Consider the following 16201-nt stretch of genomic DNA (forward strand, 5'->3'; position numbering starts at 1 on the left):
GCTTGCGGTGTTTGCTTGAGTTGCTCGTTTGGGTTGGTTGTTTTGCTGGAAAGGGGTTTAGGTGCGTCATCATGCTTGCTGCTAAAATTCAACAGGTGACCGGAGAACGGCCGCCATCAGTCTCATCAGTCCGACAGAAGTTTCTTAGAAAACCGACATTTTGGATTGGTGCGCTCATTGTCCTTGGGTTTCTATTGTTTTGCTTTCTTGGTCCGATTCTGGACCCGTCAAGTCCATTGACTTCTCATCCGGGTGCTTTCGGGCAACCGCCGTCTTTGAAGTGGCCGTTGGGAACAGACGATATCGGTCGCAACGAAATGATACGGCTGATGTATGGAGGACGCCTGATGCTTTTAATTGGCTTGCTGTCGGCAATCATCTCCACCACGTTGGGGTTCTGGGTCGGCGTGTTATCCGGATTTTACGGCGGGTTGGTGGACCGGCTCCTCTCGTGGACCATGGACATCGTCACCAGCGTTCCCCAACTTGTGCCGTTACTGCTATTCGAAGTTCTGGTAGGGGCTTCGCCCACAACCATGATTGTGGTCGTGTCATTAACCTCCTGGCCCTTCGTCGGCCGCCCGGTTCGAGCCGAGGTGATGTCACTTTCTACGCGTGAGTTCATTATGGCAGCAGGGTCGCTGGGAGCAAGTCGTCGTCGCATCATCGTGCGTCATCTCCTGCCTAATCTCTGGTCTACCTTACTGACAACAGTCACTTCTTCCTTCGGAACGGCAATTCTTGTGATTGCCACTGCAAGCTTTCTCGGATTCAGTCTGCCGGCCCCCAACCCTAATTGGGGATCTATGATTGCCCATGGCATACATGTAATCTACGACGGGTATTGGTGGCTCTGGGTTCTTCCTACGGCCTTTTTAATCCTGCTACAGTTAGCAGTCCACTTCATGGCTGTCGCCGCCCGTGAAAGCTTGAACTCTCAGTCGGAGGTGGCATCGTGATTCGTTTCGTTCCCCGCCGCACCTTAGAAGCGGTCCTTGCATTGTTCGGATTCAGTCTCATCATGTTTTTCGCTCTGCACATCGACCACGTCAATCCAGCCCGGGCTATGTTGGGACAAAACTGGACGCCAAGCCGCGGTGCTGCATTGAACCGGGAACTGGGGCTGGACAAGCCTGTGTTCGTCCAGTACCTTCTGTGGGTACGAGCTCTCTTTCACGTGGGAGGATTGGGAGCCGTCGTGAAACGCTATTTGGTCCCTAGTTTAGTACTGCTCAGCGTGAGTATTGTAGTGGCTTTTCTGGCTTCAATCGCCATTGCTCAGTGGCAGATCCGTACCAATGGCAGTGTGATAGACCGAGGACTTTCAGTACTGACAGGAATGCTGAGTGCGGTGCCCGGTTTTGTCATTGGAAGCTTACTGGTGGTTGTTTTCGCGATTGATGTCCCCTGGTTTCCTGCCAGTTCCTTCACCCCGCCTGGAAGCAGCCTGTTTCATAGGGTGTACTACCATGTACTGCCTACGACGGCATTGGCTCTCAGTGTCATTGGTCCTTGGACTCAGCAACTCCGGGCATCGTTAGGCGGCGAGGCAAAAAGCGATTACGTCCGGATGGCGCGATCGAAAGGTGTGTCACAGTCCCGAGTGATTGCCCGTCACATGAGACGCAATGCCTTGCTGCCGTTTGTCAGTCTGGTCGGCTTATCACTGCCAACGATGTTGAACACTTTGATTGCTATCGAAATCATATACGGAGTACAAGGCGCCGGGTACGCGCTGATTGGCTCGCTGAACGCGTCCCTTTTCGCCAATGCCACAACTATTGCCCTGGTCTTCGCATTTCTAAATATATTGGGCAGTATGGTGACCGATTTCGTGTACGGGTTAATTGATCCTCGCATTCAATACCATTAGACGACAGGAAATGGACAGCAGGAAATAGACAACAGGAAAAAATCCTACTGGAATTCAAATCACTCAGCTTGAAGCGGCCGCAGATTATCTAGAAGAAACTTGCGCAAAGCCCCCGTCTGCGCGGCCGCTTCAATGACATTTACTCCTGCAGCCATCACCCCCATGTGAATACCATCCATTGCTGAAAGAGTAAAACGAGCAATGACATCCGCAGGCAGCAGAGGAGCAAACTCCCCGATGGATATACCCGTTTGGAATATTTCGGTGAATGAGGTTACAAAACGCTGATAGCGCTCAACGACCCATGTCAAGCGTTCGTTGTCATCCCTCGTCTCCAACACAAATTCAATGTGTGCTCCAATCTCTAACGGCGCGTTCTCATTGTAACGTTCAAAGGGATCCAAAATGTTTTCTACTAAGGCCGGCCAAATAGGGCGAGCCTGTAAAATGTCATCGTAGAGCTTAAAGACACTGACATCTTGTGCATCGACCACAGCCCGAAACAGTTCGCTTTTGTTGCCGAAATAGTCATACACTGCTCCCCTGCTTAGACCCACTTCATCAATGACATCCTGCATTGTCGTCTTTAAATACCCAATGCGATAAAACACGGTCTTAGCTGCAGCAATGATGTCAGCCCGTCGTTGTCTCTTGTGCTCTTCCGTCACTTTTGGTGCCAACGTTATCACCCGGTTTCATCCAGTTTTTTAAGATAAGAACTCCTACAGCAATGATAGCCAAAGCTGTACCCGTAATCAAAAATCCGTCAACTGGTCCAAACAGTGTAATGATGGCGCCTCCGACAACCGGGCCCAGCAATGCGGCACCTGTAGTGAAACTACCAATGACACCGAACACCCTCCCTGTCAGCTCTACGGGTGTATCTCTTTGCACTGCCGCTTGAAACGGAATAAACACAAAACCCGCTCCGATTCCCGCAATGAATGCAAGCATCGGTATCAGCCACCAAGCCCAATGGAACTCAACGAGGCATGCAATACCGCCGTAACCAACTGCCAAACCGACAGAACCAATTCCCATCATGTAGACAGAGGACACTTTTTTAAACTGGTTTGAGATGAGAGCGGTAATGAGAGTCCCGCCTCCGGCTGCTGCCATCAAATATCCGAAGAGATTTGGAGTGAAATTCGGGAGAAGTCGTAACAGAGTTATAAATTGAGAATCCGTTAACTGAATAATGAGGAGAATGATGGAAAGGAGAAAAAGTCCAACAAGAAGAAACCTCCGCTTAAGAATGTGATTCCAGCCAACGCGAAATCGTGCTAAAAACGATTCGTTCTGTTGTTGTTCTGACCCTCGAATGCCTTCATCCTGACTGTCCTCAGACTCACTGTCCGCAGTCTGTCGATGCGCATGGTATTGTCCTGTGCTCAGGTTAGGTGAAGTTTCATGACCTTGGTGCACCCTCATAGTAAACAGCAGCAGGACGGTCGATATGATAAAAGACGCGCCATCCAAATAGAAGGCTGACATTGCACCAAATGATGCCACCAGCAAGCCGCTTAAGCCCGGTCCAATGACCTTCGTGATTTGGTTAACGGCTGTCTTTGTCGCTGTCGCTTGATGAATTTGATGGTCTGGAACAATTTCTTTGAGCTTTCCTTGTTCAGCCGGCGCAAACAGAGATTCAAAGCTGCCAATGGCAATTAAGACAAGAAAAAGAACCCATAGCTTATGGGTGGATGGAATGGCCATGACTAAAGCAGCCATGACGAGGTTGGAAAGCATCATGATGACGGTTCGATTAAAGCGATCGGCCAGAACACCCACAAACGGCCCGAGCAGTATCATTGGCGTAGAAAGGCACAACATCATCACAGCAATCATGCCTGGTGACGCATGCCAATGCACACCAACCAGAACGATAAGGGCAAGAATATACAACCAATCTCCCAAGTTGGAGACGGATTGTGCAGAAATGAGCACCAAATAGGGCCTATTCTTAATCAGCGGTACAAACGATACAGAAGTCTCATCATCCATAAAGTCACTCCTCAAACCAAAATAAAAAAACGACACAAATGTCGTTTTAAGAGTATAAGCATTTTTTCATCCTGTCAATCAATTTCTTGTGTCAAGATTTATTTCCCAAGAGCCACTTCCTCTTCCTCCTCAGGAAGAGTGATTCCTGTAATCGCGAGCGTCCTTGCAATTGCAAAGGCCAGCAATAGCGAATTAGCCTGCTTTTTGAAGCTCTCCGCCATTAAGAACTGAATGAGTACGCCGATACTGAAAAACGCAACGAAATTAGCCCCCATGACTTCCATATCTCGTTCCAGTTTCGATTTGGCTTTTCCTGTCGAGAGAGTACGCTCAGCTGTCCTCGTAACCCACCTTTTTTTGTTTGTTCGTTTCTTGGCAGTCTTCTTAGTCTTTCGCTTATGATTCCCTGCTGTTTTGATGGCGGAGGACACCTGTAACAACTCCTTTTCAAGGAGTGTAGACACTACCATACTAAACATTGGTATTCCGGCACTTAAGCAGGTGTGTCGGCTTGTATCATTCACTTCATCTGTGCATTTGACGTTGACCTTCTCCTCAGGTGACACATTTACTGTGACAAGTTGGTCACACGAACTTGTACAGCCAATACCGCTAACAATCCTGTGACAATTCCACACGCGGCATTCTCTTTCCATCACAGTGCTACTGCGGCCTATCAGGAGGGGGTCTTTATCAAGTCAAAAACGACAGACCAAAAGGACCGTCGGCACAAGGAATATGACTCTGTCGTTATCAGTGCCGTTACCACGCTAACCTTCCTCATTTTGCTCGAGGGTCTCCTTGGTCCCGAGTTCAAACGCCAGTGCGGCAAGACGATTGTAAGTTTCGCGATACTTGAAATCATGTTAGATATTTTCGTCATTTCCCCAGAAATAGACCTCACGGAACGGTGAACTGTAACCCTGCTCACAACACCTAATCCTGCAGTTCTCCTAATTCCGTAGCTCTATAGATAATGGTGCGCAATCGCCCACGCGACCACTGCTCCCATAATGATGCCTGAAATGCCCACAAGCAGTGAAATCATGCTGGTTACCCACACTGGATTGGATGCGGCTGCTCCCCGCAGACTCTGAATCATCTTCTCGTTCACTTCATGGGTCAACTTTTCGTGCAGTTCTTGGTTTTGAGTGTGAAACGTCTTCAAATCACTTTTGAGGTCCTCCAGTTTTTCATCGTGATGATCAAACCTGGCCCTGGTATATTCCCGAAGATTCACCTGTTCTGCGCGAGACTCCTGCGTTACGTTTTCTAAGTTTACCGTCTTTTCTTCCAATCCCCGTATGCGTTTTTCATGGTGTTCCTGCTGCTTTCGTACGTCTTCTAACTGTTCGTCGTAGTTCACCGTGCTCACCCTCTTGCGTCTTGGACTGATAACGCGGCAAGGGCAGATGACCTCTTTCTGCCCTGCTCACTTGTAATCTATGAACAAGACACCCTGCTAGACACGGCAAACATATAGACTCCTAGAGATAGACTCACAGCAGCTAAGGGTGGACATCAAGCTTCTTCATCCGCAATCTTCTCAGTGAAATACCGGGATCGGCTATAAGCATGCTGAGAAAAATACACGCCCCGCCGATCCAACCCAAAACTGACAGTTGTTCATCTAAAAACAGCCAAGCAACAATGGCTGCAAAAACGGGTTCCATGGAGAAAATAAGTGCAATTTGAGCCGACCCAGTATACTTCTGAAACACATTTTGCGCCCAATAGGCCAGTGATGTGCCGAAGACTGCGTTAATCATGATTGGCCACAACACAGAGGGTCGAAACCAGGGAGACCATTGAAACAACTCAGAGCTGTGGGAAGATACTATGCTGCTAAAGAGACTCCCTGCAGCAACAACGCCCAACTCAACCACTGCAAGCGCTAAGGAATCAGACAGATTCCCCCATTTTTCTACTAGCAGGATTTGCAATGCAAGAAACAGTGCACACATCAGGACGTATATATCTCCCGGCTTGACCAAAAGCAGGTCATATCCGGATAACAAGGCTAATCCGATGACAGCCAGAGCGACTCCAATCCAGATTCTCAGGCTGGGCAAGTGTCGTAAAAACGGGATGGACAAAATCGGGACAAGGACAACGTTTAATCCTGTCAAAAAGCCGCTCACTGCGGCTCCCGTGGTGCTCAAGCCCAAAGTCTGCAGACCATAGGCTAGAAACAGTGACAGGCCCAGCGCTGCGCCAACAAACCATGTCGATTTTCGCAGCAATGCTGTGCGCGACGGTCCTGACATGAGGGCAATCAGCAACAATACAAGTGTTGCCAGGAAAAATCTAATGGTCAGAAAGGGAAACACGTGCACGGTCTGCAAAGCGTCCTTTGTTAAAGTAAAAGTCGCCCCCCATACCACGGTAATAAGAAGCAAGGTAGTGTTTGCAAACAAGCGATTTGGTTTCATTCGTATAATTCCTTTTGCAGTGGCAACGTTATGCTCGAAAGGAGCGATGGAAGTGACTAAGCGACACTATGAAACAAACCATCAAGAAGGTCTCTCTCAGGATGAAATGGAGGGATTAGCCATAATCCAGGAGCAGATTCTCGATGCCTACAATGCCGGAACCAGTGACGAACCCGACCTATTTGGAAAGACCAAGGGTGTCAATGATGTACCTTCCGAACACACTGATGAGGATTCCTGAAGCACCCGTAAACCTGTGAAAGCTAAAAGACGTGTGTGAGCCCTACTCAGCTTGAAGTCTCATTCCAGCCCAAAGTATGTCTACGATTTCACGCGCGATCCGCTTTGGATCGCGTTTTTCATAGTCTTCCCGGAGTTTATGCGAATCGCCGGCTGACAGTGCCGAGATATACACATGGGCCAACATAGTTGGAGAATAGTCTCCAACTTCTTTGTCCTCAATCCCCTTTTGAAAAGCATCTATAACAACCTGAACCAGTTGTTCTTCTGCCGCTTTGATGCGTCCCAATTGCTCGTCACTCAAGGCGCTGCGGGAGGTTCTTAAAACGGCGTCCAAGTCATGTCGCGATGCACTGATACTCAGGCGGATTTCGGCAATTTCCAGCAGGCGGTTATAGAGTGGTTCGTCATGGTGCAGGATAGCAGCCGTCTTTCCTTGAATGGAACGCATCATGCGTTCCATCGAAGCTGTAAACAACCCTGTCTTGGATGAAAAGTAATAATATATCATCGCTTTTGTGATACCGGTTTGGCGAGCCACCTCATCTGTACTCACACCGTCAAATCCAAGCTCCATAAACAATCTTCCGGCAACTTCTAGTATTCTATCTGCCGTGGGAGTTTCCATTGAATCAGCCCGCGGTCTACCTGGTCGACGACCTTCTTCTGTCAATACTGTCACCTTCTCGGTACTCACAAATAATCTGTTCCCTCATGGATTTTCCAAAGGTATAAATTCAAATCTGCTAATCAGTTTAGCATATCCTTTGCTTTCTTAGAATCAGACATGAAGGAACTATTCGTCTATATCAGACCACTCAGAGTTCGCGTGCCTCTGTGTCATTATGCGTATGCCCTGATTGAATTGTACCCTGCAGTCTTGCTGCTTCCATCATATCCTACATTTGAGACAATGCGGAGGTGTAATGCATTTTTGAGTAATGCTGTGATTCAGGAGATAACTTCATATCACCGAACCGCCCCGTTTTTCCTCAAATACACCTCTGACATAAAAAGAAAAAGGATGATGGGGATAATGGACTGGACATTGGCCTTTCTAACGTTGAATGTCATTGGCATAGCAGCCAACCTCGACAATACGACAGTCGGTATTGCCTACGGGACAAAAGGCCTCCGGGTTCCATATTGGGTGAATTTCATTATTAACATCATGGGCTACGGTTTTGCCTTTGTCGGCGGCTTGTTTGGCCAAATGATTACGAGGATTGTATCCGTCGAGCAGACAAAGTGGATTGCATGCATTGTGCTTGTTAGTATCGGTCTCTATTTCTTGTATCAGGGCTACTTAGCACCACGCTTGTTTGCATCCCGGGCACAACCACCTGCTATGCTGCGGCCAGGATGGAGGCAAGCCATTGCGCTCGGATTCGCTTTGTCTGCAAGCAATCTTGTTACGTCATTTGGCGCCACGGTGGCTGACTATGCCAACATCTGGTGGACATCGATTAGTATCGCTCTCTGGGGCTACATTCTGTTTTGGCTGGGAAACATTATTGGCATTGGCGTCTTTGCTCGCTTGTTTGGAAAGTATTCTGCACTGGCTGCGGGCATTGCTCTGATTCTCGTAGGCATTGTCCAAGTCCGCTAAACCATTCCGTACACGGCCGCCACCATCGCGTACTACCGCACAACACTGTTTTGTTCGAACGTGCGTCCCCAAAAGCTGACACAACAAGCTGACAAAACCTACAAGAGGTTGACACATCCGCGTTGCAAACCTACAATTTGTAGAAAAACAGAGGGGATAGCCATGGAAAGAGGGGCTCTGCGGAAAAAGGCACTCTTGCTGGTTCGTCAGCAGGGGCCGTGCAGCGCAAGTCAGGTTCGAACGGAACTTTGTAAAGATCAGGAGATTTCATTAAACGCAGTTCAAACGGTACTGAACCGGCTTGTTGAACAAGGACTACTTATCCGAAATGGAACGCGCCGCCACTTCACATACGAGGCAAAGCCGTCCGAAGAGACTGTAAAACAGCGCGCAGAACAGGCTGCCATGGATCTTTTGCTGCAGTCAGGAGATGTCGGTTTAGCCCACTTCGTTGATACCTTGGATAAAATACAGCCGGATATGGTTAAAAAACTCGAACAAGTACTTGAACAACGGCGTACCAAAGGAGAGTAGTCATGAGACGCACATCTATTTTGTCTCAATACAGCTATTGCTTCACCGCTTTGGGCATCACTGTGTTAGTTGTGGTTTCCTTTGGCTTCGGTATGATCAGCGAGGTTCGGCACGTTTTGTGGATTGAAACAATGGGAACGATTGCATCTGTCCCACCTTGGCTCTGGATTACCGCAACAACTTCCGTCCTTATCACGACTGTAATTTGGTACCGCATTGCGGTAGGAGCCATTCACTACTCTCTGAGACGAAACTCACTTGTCAGAGAGATTACCAATTGGTTAAGTCCACTGTCAGAAGAACTCATTCCCCCTGACATCCTTCATACCGCCCATTGGCACATCATTGAGGATTCCAAGCGGTACGCCTTTACTTGGGGTATTCTTCGACAGAACATCGGTATCTCAAGAGGACTCTGGGAAGCCCTTGACTCAGCCGGCCGAAGAGCGGTCATGTATCATGAGTCCGCTCATGCGTCTGCTCGTGATCCGCTGCAACAAACCATCCTTCAAACCCTGTCGTTATCTTTCGGGCCGCTCGGTATGACCCAACTGTACAACCGCTATCTGGTGAGAAGGGAAATTCTGGCTGATGTTCGGGCGCTGGACGCAAACGGCGGTAACGATGTCCCCCTCATTACGGCACTCTTGACGGCCGTTCAATCGGAGCCGGGTCTTGAAACACAGGTGGGTTTGACGGGAGCATTTGAAGCCAGGGTTGAGTTCATTTCCACTGGCAGAATTCCGACTTGGTGGGATACCGCCTTGAGACTGCGCTTCGTTCCCACACTCCTGGCTGTCTCCCTAACCATCGGCCAAGGCGTCTTAATTTGGTGCCACTGACAGGAACATTACGAAAGCCAAGCCGTATTGGTCTCATTCGGATTAAGGTTTACCTCGATGCGCGAGCCTGCCTCGCACGTGTTCCCGCCGCCGCGTCCCATCGACTCGCGACGGCGGGCCACCCGGACATAGGAGACTCCAGATTCGAGAAAGTTAGACTTCCCTATTGATTTAGGCGGCTAACTATACTACATTATGTAGTATAGTTAGCTCATTTCATTTTGGGAGGTTATAGAAAATGAATAAATACTCGGCTAGACATCTCGTTATTCCTGCGGCGGCGCTGGTTGGTATCCTCGCAACCGGTTGCGGAACCGTTTCAGCAACCCCCACTTCTTCGTCGACAAATTCCTCTACTGGGGCAAACATGACGAATGGAACATCGGCATCGAGCAGCGGTAATTCGACAGGAACAGCCGCTCCAATGTCTGGCATGAAAGGCGAACTGTTAATTGGAGCAGCTGCAAGCAGTCCAATGAAGATGCAAGGTAACGGGAACTTCTACATCGAGCATGCAAGTTCCGGAAAACTCAGCACAATTGCACTGTCTAAGGGAGCTAATGCCTTCCGTGCTGCTATCGACGGAAATAAGGCTTATGTCCCGACCAAGCAGGGCAAAACCTATGTCATAAACCTTCAATCCGGCAAAGTCACAAGCAGTTTTTCGTCTCCCAAAGGAGCGCGTATCGCAAACACGGCTAAAGCGGATCACCTGCTCCTCATCACTGGCAACAGTTCCATCACAGCGTATTCCCTTCCTTCACTCAAACAAAAATGGCAGTTGAAGACGGGCGGGCAAGCCCTTTCTATAGCAGGTCAGACAGCCTACTTGTCAGGTCAAATGGCAACCAAAACACAGATTGTCGATTTGAAATCGGGGAAAATTACGGGCTCAATTCCCGTAGGTCACATCGAAGACTCTGTTTATGACAAGCAGCAGCACACGCTCTGGTTGGCCAATTGGAACAATGGTCAGATGACGATTGTGAATACGAAGACGAATAAGGTTGAGGGTTCCGTTACAAAGAAAGAAGGCGGAGGTTTCAATATGAAGAATATGATGAAGTCGTCAGGCGGTTTCATGCAACTCGCAGCGGGTCCTGCCGGAAAGAGGGTCTATGCCGCATCTTTCAGCGGAAACATTATGGTTTATAATGCCGCTAAAAACACCTTTGCAAAAGATATTCGTGTTGGGAAAATGTCCATGTTAAGCGGACTTGCCATCAATCCTTCAGGCACTGTGGCCTACACGACGGTTGAGAACAAAATGGAAACGGTCGCAGTATCGTTGAAGACGGGGAAGATCAAGCACACCTACCCCAACCTGATGTCTAACAGGTGGTTTGTCATACATTAAACAGTCATTGATTCACGGTACAGGTGAGTGGTTACAGCGCCTCATCTGTACCAGACCTTGTTACAGGATTTTCTAAGTCCACCTACCATAGAACAGTTTCATGCTTCATAGAACGTCTTCATAGAACAGTCTCATGCAACAGCTTCATGCAGAGTTTAGAACAGCTCGTTACTCCTGCTGTATTCCTACACAATGCGAATTTTTGAAGGGTCCGTGACGATGGTCAACTGGCCGCATTCCGGACATACCAGGCACGGAACTGCTCCCGGATGAAAGTCTGAAATCATATTTCCAGAACGAGCAATTCGAAGAACGGAAGAGCCGGAAGCCTGTTTCGGATGGCTTTCCTTACGGCCTTCTTGAGACGTTTTTTCAGCCGTGTACATCCTTGCAAATACATCCAAGCTAATCAATTCCTTCTTATCCACACCGTCAGGCAGCTTTCCCTCAGGAAAAATCTCTCCCAACCACCTGTCTGCTGCACCACAATCTAGGCACGGGTTTGGGGCCTTCTTCGCCATTATGCTCCCTCCTAAAATAAACACTATCGAAACTGGTTCGCACAGAGCGCAAATAAAAAACCGCGTTCACACGCGGATTTCGGTCTGAATAAGTATTTTGGAGGCGCCAGCCGGATTCGAACCGGCGAATAAAGGTTTTGCAGACCTCTGCCTTACCACTTGGCTATGGCGCCATAGCTTTCCGGGCGTCTACGTGCGATACTTAATGTGCCTCTGCAAAAGCAATCATGGTGGCTCGGGACGGAATCGAACCGCCGACACGAGGATTTTCAGTCCTCTGCTCTACCGACTGAGCTACCGAGCCGGGCAAAAGTGGAACAGTCATGAATATACCGTAGATTGTACGGAGTGTCAACAGATATCGGAGGTTTTTTGAAGCTGGCCCGGGCCTGTCTCCAGCACGGTTTTACGTCTCATGACTCCATTTAAGTCTTGGACGCGATTGACCTAGGAAATAAGCTAACGAGATGGATAAATGACACGTCTCTGACGATGGGGATGTGGACCCCTTCAGAAGAGATCAAAAAAGAATTAGCCACACTCAACATCCCGAAGGTACCCGTCTTCACTGGTAAAGTACCGATTTCTTTCTTGAATAACAAGTTGGCCAAAAACCGGGAACTCACGCTAATTGGTTATGATAAATTACAAATTCCGCGGTACAAAGTTGTGTACCGTGTGCATCACACATGACACTAAACGTCATAGGAAGTACCGTGAGTCAAAACTCTAAAAAAGCCTTCGCACACCATTGCCGTGTACGAAGACTCTCTCATCTTCTTTGGTGGAGAATAGGGGATTCGAACCCCTGACCCCTGCGCTGCCAGCGCAGTGCTCTCCCGCTGAGCTAATTCCCCGTGAGCGGAACAGTCACTATTATACTGGTTATCACAAAGAAAAATCAAGCCCTCTTTTTTAAGAATCCAAAATACATATCTTACTGTATTTGAGGACATGGTAACTCAAAGATGCAGATTTTGGCTGCTGAGTTCATGTCCGAAAACCTCGGGCAGAGGAGGTACATTTTTATGAAGAAATTTATGACAATGGGCGCATTGCTGTGTGTCCTGGGGGCAAATGCTCCTGTAGCTTTGGCGAACAGTTCTGTTCAACAAACAAGCTCCGCCCATTCTCATGCTGACGGCGTCTACAGTGTTGCTGCTGAGCCGTTCACCTCGCCCCACCACACGACCCACAACTGGCAAATCGAATCCAGTATTCAAGTCAGCAGAAGTGTGCTTAAAGAAGCGTACTTGGCTAGTAGAGAAGCGTATACAAAGAAACTGGAGAAGTATGCGAAAGTAACGCCCAGAGATGCGCAGAAGAAGATATCTGCGACTCACCCGAAGATGAATATTGAACACGTCCAACTCCGCAATATCCGAACGAGCCTGGTTTACATGGGACTTGCAGTGAGCGACCAGGACAAGTATTTGGTCATCATCGACGCGGGGAACGGAAAAGTGCTAATGGACAGACAGTTGCCTACGCACCACACCCGAGTCTTCTCAGACAAATAAGGAACTCGTTCGATAGCACCCCGTTGCAGCAGCAAATTTGACCTACAGGGGAGGTTATTCAACTGCACAGAAAGTCAAGCACAGCTTGTTCCTTCGTCCTGACAAGACTACTGTCATCAAACCCTTTGGCGTCCTATATACTGAAAAGTGGGGGATACTAAAAGAGCGAGAGCATTAGCTCTCGCTCGCAATCCTTTGCCCAATTGTAAGACCTAAAGCGCCCTAACCTTGACCTTATCCAATGCTATGGGTCCGACACCGCGGGGAACCTCAATGGATTCACTCTTGGTGGCACCCAGCCACTGGGTTATATAGTCGCAAGCCACATTGGGATCAATGCGATCGCCGCAGGTATACACATCAACACTTGCATACCCATGCTCCGGAAAACTGTGAATCGTTAAGTGAGATTCAGAAATAATGACAACTCCGCTGACACCTTGCGGTGCAAACTTGTGAAATGCAACTTCCCGGACTTCTGCTCCTGCTTCTAGTGCTGCGTTGACCATAGTCCGTTCAATACTTTGGAGATCATTCAGGCGATCTTCTGCACAACCCCAAAGTTCAGCAATTACATGACGACCCATCGTATCCATTCGATGACTCCCCCTAACCACAGAAGATCATGCTCGTTTGAGCATGCGGTACCGCACCATTACCACGGGGGAAAGTTAGTCCTTTGAGGTCCTAACCCTTTAAGTAACGGTGATACCAAATATCAGTTTCTTTCTAACACCCTACTGTGGGCCAAACATTACGACTGCTAGTATAAGATGAACCCTGACAATTTGCAACAACAATTTGCGCCAACTAATGTTTTGTTTTCAAACAATCGTATTTGCAGGATTTCACCCAGTCAGCAACATCATTTGGCTTGTCCCGTTATGACATCATACGGATTCCTACTGATATTCTGTACTTTGGTTCACATATCCATGCAACGGCGTCTTTACAACATCCTCACGAGCCCTCATGTCACTGATATCAGCTTGGCGGCAAGCGCCAACACAGCAGCAACCGTTGATATGACACCTAATGACTTAAACACTTTCGGGTGATAACGCCAGCGCAGAATGCTTAAAGTGACCAGACTTCCAGTGATAAGTCCGGCAATATGCGCAGAATTGTCGATATTGCTGTGCCAAAAGCCGTAAACCAAATTAATCACCAGCAACAAAACCAACTGATTTCGAACAACCTTTGGCAAATATCCCTTGAAAGACAGTACCAGTGCTGCGGCAAACACACCAAAAATGGCTCCTGATGCGCCTGCGGCAACTTCATTTCCCGGTAGAATCCACAGACCCACCACGTTCCCAATGAGCCCCGAAATAAAGTAGAGGAAAGCGAACGGCCACGCCCCAAAAAACAGTTCAATTAAGTACAGACTGGCTAAGGAGACCATGTTCAACGTAATGTGCATAAAGTTCATGTGAACAAACATGGCAGTAAACAACCGGTACCACTGCCCGTGCCAGACAGCGTTAGCATAAAAGGCGCCAGCCCGAGCCAAGCCATAGACGCTTCGGCCCGTCATTCCTTCAACGAGCACATACCAGACAACATTGACGCCTATCAAAGACCAAGTCATCCATGCTTTCTTCCACAGTTGATTGGAGGCAGCACGTTTTTGGGGTGGCCCACCTGCGACTCCACCTTCCAAATGAATCCTCCTCTATGTGAAGTGTATCCTTCTGGTTTTTCATCAAGTGAGCAAAGTCTGATTTTGAGTGCAAAACTCGGATCGTCATGGACGCTCCGTTTACGAAGGTCGATTTCCTTGCTTTGTTTGCTGTTGAACATATGCGCCTAAATCGTGATCGTCGAAGTCAATCGCGTCACGGTTTAACATAATATAATCAATCGACGTTCCGGTTTGATCCGCTGCAAACTCCAACACATGTCTGCGCCGCAGTGTCGGTTCAGACCAGAAATCAGTAAAATAATTGTCAATCCTATGAAACTGCTTTTGCGATAAACCCGGAATCAACTGTATAAACGCTTCACCCGGGAGTTCGAGAATATCATAATTCTTTCCATCAAATTCGACATTCAATCCCAGCCGCATTCACGCGCACATCCTTTCTTCTATAAGCTTTCTAACGCGTGCCGGTAGCTGCTTTCCCTGCTGTAACATTCCTTCACAGAGAGGTTTGAAGCATTCTGCTTCATTTTCTGCTTCATCCAGTATACCGAATGATGAACAGGCTCACAATTCAGGATAGGGTTTCTGAATACGAGTGGATGAATTGAAGTAAACATAATTGCGCAAAAATTGACTCCTAGGTACAATAAACATGTAGACGATCCACCCATACCGTTTTTACTATACAAGGAGGCTTAGTACAGGGTGAATTCGCTTAAAACTTGGACATTGATGGGCATTTTGACCGTCATTCTCGTGTTGGTCGGACGCTTTATCGGTGGTGCAACAGGGATGCTGTTCTTTCTCTTGCTCTCCGTTGCGATGAATTTCTTCAGTTACTGGATGAGTGGGACGATGGCCATTCGTATGACAGCATCGGTTCCGGTAAGTGAGCAGGAGCAGCCTGAACTGTACCGCATCGTCCGACACTTGGCTGGACGAGCCAATCTGCCAATGCCTGAGATATACATTACCCCTTCACCTCAGCCCAACGCTTTCGCGACGGGACGGAATCCGCAGAATGCCAAGGTAGCGGTAACGGAGGGGATTTTAAGGACGCTGTCTCCGCGGGAACTCGAAGGCGTCCTGGCCCACGAGATGGGTCATGTCCGCAACCATGATATTTTAATCAGTTCCATGGCAGCGACCATTGCAGGGGTTATAACAGGAATTGCCAACATCCTTCAATGGGGAATGATTTTCGGTTTCGGACGAAATGAAGAGGATAACGGAGGAGTCGTCGGCGAATTAGCTACCATTATTCTGGCACCGATTGCTGCGACCGTCGTTCAACTGGCAATATCGCGATCGCGGGAATACAAAGCAGATGCCACAGGAGCCCGTCTGGTGGGAAATCCGAACCCATTAGCTGACGCACTGGAGCGACTCGAAACCTATTCTCAGCACATTCCCAGTGGAGTAAATCCGTCCGCAAGCCATTTGTTTATTGTCAATCCGCTGCGCGGGGAATCACTGATGCAGCTGTTTAGTACACATCCTCCGACAGAGGAACGCATCAGACGCCTTCGGCAGATGCGTGTATTGGGATAAAAACCTTCTGGTAAGTGACCGTTAAGAAGGGCAGGGGAGAATATCATCCACCTGCCCTTTGTCTATTTCCATT

Annotated in this window: 20 protein-coding genes and 3 tRNA genes; 10 read left to right on the top strand and 13 right to left on the bottom strand. The window is 48.4% G+C overall.

Translation table 11 applies throughout. From position 1 onward, the window contains the following. The first annotated feature begins 71 nt into the window (after positions 1-71). Both GI364_RS16900 and GI364_RS16905 read left to right on the top strand, forming a co-directional pair. Positions 72-959, top strand: coding sequence for an ABC transporter permease (locus tag GI364_RS16900; RefSeq protein WP_198850404.1), 888 nt, complete (start codon positions 72-74; stop codon positions 957-959). Beyond that, positions 956-1873 (top strand): ABC transporter permease, encoded by a 918-nt coding sequence (locus GI364_RS16905; RefSeq protein WP_198850405.1) that lies wholly within the window; start codon positions 956-958, stop codon positions 1871-1873. Before GI364_RS16900 ends, GI364_RS16905 begins: the two co-directional genes overlap by 4 nt. A gap of 59 nt (positions 1874-1932) precedes the next feature. On the opposite strand, the gene GI364_RS16910 is transcribed toward GI364_RS16905, so the two are convergent. The 3 genes from GI364_RS16910 to GI364_RS16920 form a co-directional block, all read right to left on the bottom strand. Next, the gene (locus GI364_RS16910; RefSeq protein ID WP_198850406.1) at positions 1933-2562 is read right to left on the bottom strand and encodes a TetR/AcrR family transcriptional regulator; all 630 of its coding nucleotides are present in this window, start codon (positions 2560-2562) and stop codon (positions 1933-1935) included. Continuing rightward, positions 2507-3877 (bottom strand): MFS transporter, encoded by a 1371-nt coding sequence (locus GI364_RS16915; RefSeq protein ID WP_198850407.1) that lies wholly within the window; start codon positions 3875-3877, stop codon positions 2507-2509. The genes GI364_RS16910 and GI364_RS16915 overlap by 56 nt, the downstream gene beginning before the upstream one ends. Positions 3878-3975: 98 nt before the next feature. Then, the gene (locus tag GI364_RS16920) at positions 3976-4308 is read right to left on the bottom strand and encodes a hypothetical protein (protein ID WP_198850408.1); all 333 of its coding nucleotides are present in this window, start codon (positions 4306-4308) and stop codon (positions 3976-3978) included. 192 nt (positions 4309-4500) lie between these two features. Between GI364_RS16920 and GI364_RS16925 the strand changes: the two genes are divergently transcribed. Next, positions 4501-4791 (top strand): hypothetical protein, encoded by a 291-nt coding sequence (locus tag GI364_RS16925; protein WP_198850409.1) that lies wholly within the window; start codon positions 4501-4503, stop codon positions 4789-4791. A gap of 53 nt (positions 4792-4844) precedes the next feature. Here the strand turns inward: GI364_RS16925 and GI364_RS16930 are convergent, their stop codons facing one another. Beyond that, positions 4845-5243, bottom strand: coding sequence for a hypothetical protein (locus GI364_RS16930; RefSeq protein ID WP_198850410.1), 399 nt, complete (start codon positions 5241-5243; stop codon positions 4845-4847). Between the two features lie 142 nt (positions 5244-5385). After that, positions 5386-6309 carry a DMT family transporter gene (locus GI364_RS16935; protein WP_198850411.1) on the bottom strand — a complete coding sequence of 308 codons (924 nt, stop codon included), beginning with the start codon at positions 6307-6309 and terminating at the stop codon, positions 5386-5388. A 52-nt stretch (positions 6310-6361) separates the two neighbouring features. Here GI364_RS16935 and GI364_RS16940 point away from each other — a divergent pair, with 52 nt between their 5' ends. Then, complete coding sequence (locus GI364_RS16940; RefSeq protein WP_198850412.1) at positions 6362-6550, top strand: DUF4025 domain-containing protein; 189 nt, start codon at positions 6362-6364, stop codon at positions 6548-6550. 42 nt (positions 6551-6592) lie between these two features. Here GI364_RS16940 and GI364_RS16945 read toward each other — a convergent pair whose 3' ends face one another. After that, a complete protein-coding gene (locus GI364_RS16945; RefSeq protein WP_198850413.1) occupies positions 6593-7222 on the bottom strand; it encodes a TetR/AcrR family transcriptional regulator in 630 nt (209 codons plus the stop codon). A gap of 363 nt (positions 7223-7585) precedes the next feature. Here GI364_RS16945 and GI364_RS16950 point away from each other — a divergent pair, with 363 nt between their 5' ends. The 4 genes from GI364_RS16950 to GI364_RS16965 all read left to right on the top strand — a co-directional run bounded on the left by GI364_RS16950 (position 7586) and on the right by GI364_RS16965 (position 10891). Next, positions 7586-8158, top strand: a complete 573-nt coding sequence (locus GI364_RS16950) for a manganese efflux pump MntP (protein ID WP_198850414.1) — start codon at positions 7586-7588, stop codon at positions 8156-8158. Positions 8159-8320: 162 nt separating this feature from the next. Further along, positions 8321-8692 (top strand): BlaI/MecI/CopY family transcriptional regulator, encoded by a 372-nt coding sequence (locus GI364_RS16955; protein ID WP_198850415.1) that lies wholly within the window; start codon positions 8321-8323, stop codon positions 8690-8692. Positions 8693-8694: 2 nt separating this feature from the next. Next, positions 8695-9534, top strand: a complete 840-nt coding sequence (locus GI364_RS16960) for a M48 family metalloprotease (protein WP_198850416.1) — start codon at positions 8695-8697, stop codon at positions 9532-9534. 238 nt (positions 9535-9772) lie between these two features. Next, positions 9773-10891, top strand: coding sequence for a YncE family protein (locus GI364_RS16965; protein ID WP_198850417.1), 1119 nt, complete (start codon positions 9773-9775; stop codon positions 10889-10891). 185 nt (positions 10892-11076) lie between these two features. On the opposite strand, the gene GI364_RS16970 is transcribed toward GI364_RS16965, so the two are convergent. From GI364_RS16970 to GI364_RS16985, 4 genes are all read right to left on the bottom strand, one after another. After that, entirely contained in the window at positions 11077-11412 is a 336-nt protein-coding gene (locus GI364_RS16970; protein WP_198850418.1) for a hypothetical protein, read from the bottom strand. A 98-nt stretch (positions 11413-11510) separates the two neighbouring features. Beyond that, positions 11511-11585 (bottom strand) — tRNA-Cys (locus GI364_RS16975). A 55-nt stretch (positions 11586-11640) separates the two neighbouring features. Then, a tRNA-Phe gene (locus GI364_RS16980) sits at positions 11641-11716 on the bottom strand. A 478-nt stretch (positions 11717-12194) separates the two neighbouring features. Continuing rightward, positions 12195-12269: transfer RNA gene (locus GI364_RS16985), tRNA-Ala, on the bottom strand. Between the two features lie 171 nt (positions 12270-12440). Here GI364_RS16985 and GI364_RS16990 point away from each other — a divergent pair. Continuing rightward, entirely contained in the window at positions 12441-12932 is a 492-nt protein-coding gene (locus tag GI364_RS16990) for a hypothetical protein (protein WP_198850419.1), read from the top strand. A 212-nt stretch (positions 12933-13144) separates the two neighbouring features. Here GI364_RS16990 and speD read toward each other — a convergent pair whose 3' ends face one another. The 3 genes from speD to GI364_RS17005 form a co-directional block, all read right to left on the bottom strand. After that, positions 13145-13528 carry an adenosylmethionine decarboxylase gene (speD, locus tag GI364_RS16995; RefSeq protein ID WP_198850420.1) on the bottom strand — a complete coding sequence of 128 codons (384 nt, stop codon included), beginning with the start codon at positions 13526-13528 and terminating at the stop codon, positions 13145-13147. A gap of 374 nt (positions 13529-13902) precedes the next feature. Continuing rightward, on the bottom strand, positions 13903-14595 hold the full coding sequence (locus GI364_RS17000; protein ID WP_198850421.1) for a rhomboid family intramembrane serine protease: 693 nt from the start codon (positions 14593-14595) through the stop codon (positions 13903-13905). Between the two features lie 99 nt (positions 14596-14694). Next, the gene (locus tag GI364_RS17005; RefSeq protein ID WP_198850422.1) at positions 14695-15000 is read right to left on the bottom strand and encodes a hypothetical protein; all 306 of its coding nucleotides are present in this window, start codon (positions 14998-15000) and stop codon (positions 14695-14697) included. Positions 15001-15282: 282 nt separating this feature from the next. On the opposite strand from GI364_RS17005, the gene GI364_RS17010 reads away from it, so the two are divergent. Continuing rightward, positions 15283-16128: a zinc metalloprotease HtpX gene (locus GI364_RS17010; protein ID WP_198850423.1), complete on the top strand. Its 846-nt coding sequence runs from the start codon at positions 15283-15285 to the stop codon at positions 16126-16128. The last annotated feature ends 73 nt before the right edge of the window (positions 16129-16201 follow it).

It is taken from the genome of Alicyclobacillus sp. SO9 (assembly GCF_016406125.1).
Taxonomy (GTDB): domain Bacteria; phylum Bacillota; class Bacilli; order Alicyclobacillales; family Alicyclobacillaceae; genus SO9.

Excerpts from the sequence above, each read along its gene's own strand:
- GI364_RS16900 (WP_198850404.1), top strand. The coding sequence starts at position 72 with ATGCTTGCTGCTAAAATTCAACAGGTGACCGGAGAACGGCCGCCATCA.
- GI364_RS16915 (WP_198850407.1), bottom strand. The coding sequence starts at position 3,877 with ATGGATGATGAGACTTCTGTATCGTTTGTACCGCTGATTAAGAATAGG.
- GI364_RS16935 (WP_198850411.1), bottom strand. The coding sequence starts at position 6,309 with ATGAAACCAAATCGCTTGTTTGCAAACACTACCTTGCTTCTTATTACC.
- GI364_RS16950 (WP_198850414.1), top strand. The coding sequence starts at position 7,586 with ATGGACTGGACATTGGCCTTTCTAACGTTGAATGTCATTGGCATAGCA.
- GI364_RS16955 (WP_198850415.1), top strand. The coding sequence starts at position 8,321 with ATGGAAAGAGGGGCTCTGCGGAAAAAGGCACTCTTGCTGGTTCGTCAG.
- GI364_RS16960 (WP_198850416.1), top strand. The coding sequence starts at position 8,695 with ATGAGACGCACATCTATTTTGTCTCAATACAGCTATTGCTTCACCGCT.
- GI364_RS16965 (WP_198850417.1), top strand. The coding sequence starts at position 9,773 with ATGAATAAATACTCGGCTAGACATCTCGTTATTCCTGCGGCGGCGCTG.
- GI364_RS16970 (WP_198850418.1), bottom strand. The coding sequence starts at position 11,412 with ATGGCGAAGAAGGCCCCAAACCCGTGCCTAGATTGTGGTGCAGCAGAC.
- GI364_RS16990 (WP_198850419.1), top strand. The coding sequence starts at position 12,441 with ATGAAGAAATTTATGACAATGGGCGCATTGCTGTGTGTCCTGGGGGCA.
- speD (WP_198850420.1), bottom strand. The coding sequence starts at position 13,528 with ATGGATACGATGGGTCGTCATGTAATTGCTGAACTTTGGGGTTGTGCA.
- GI364_RS17005 (WP_198850422.1), bottom strand. The coding sequence starts at position 15,000 with ATGCGGCTGGGATTGAATGTCGAATTTGATGGAAAGAATTATGATATT.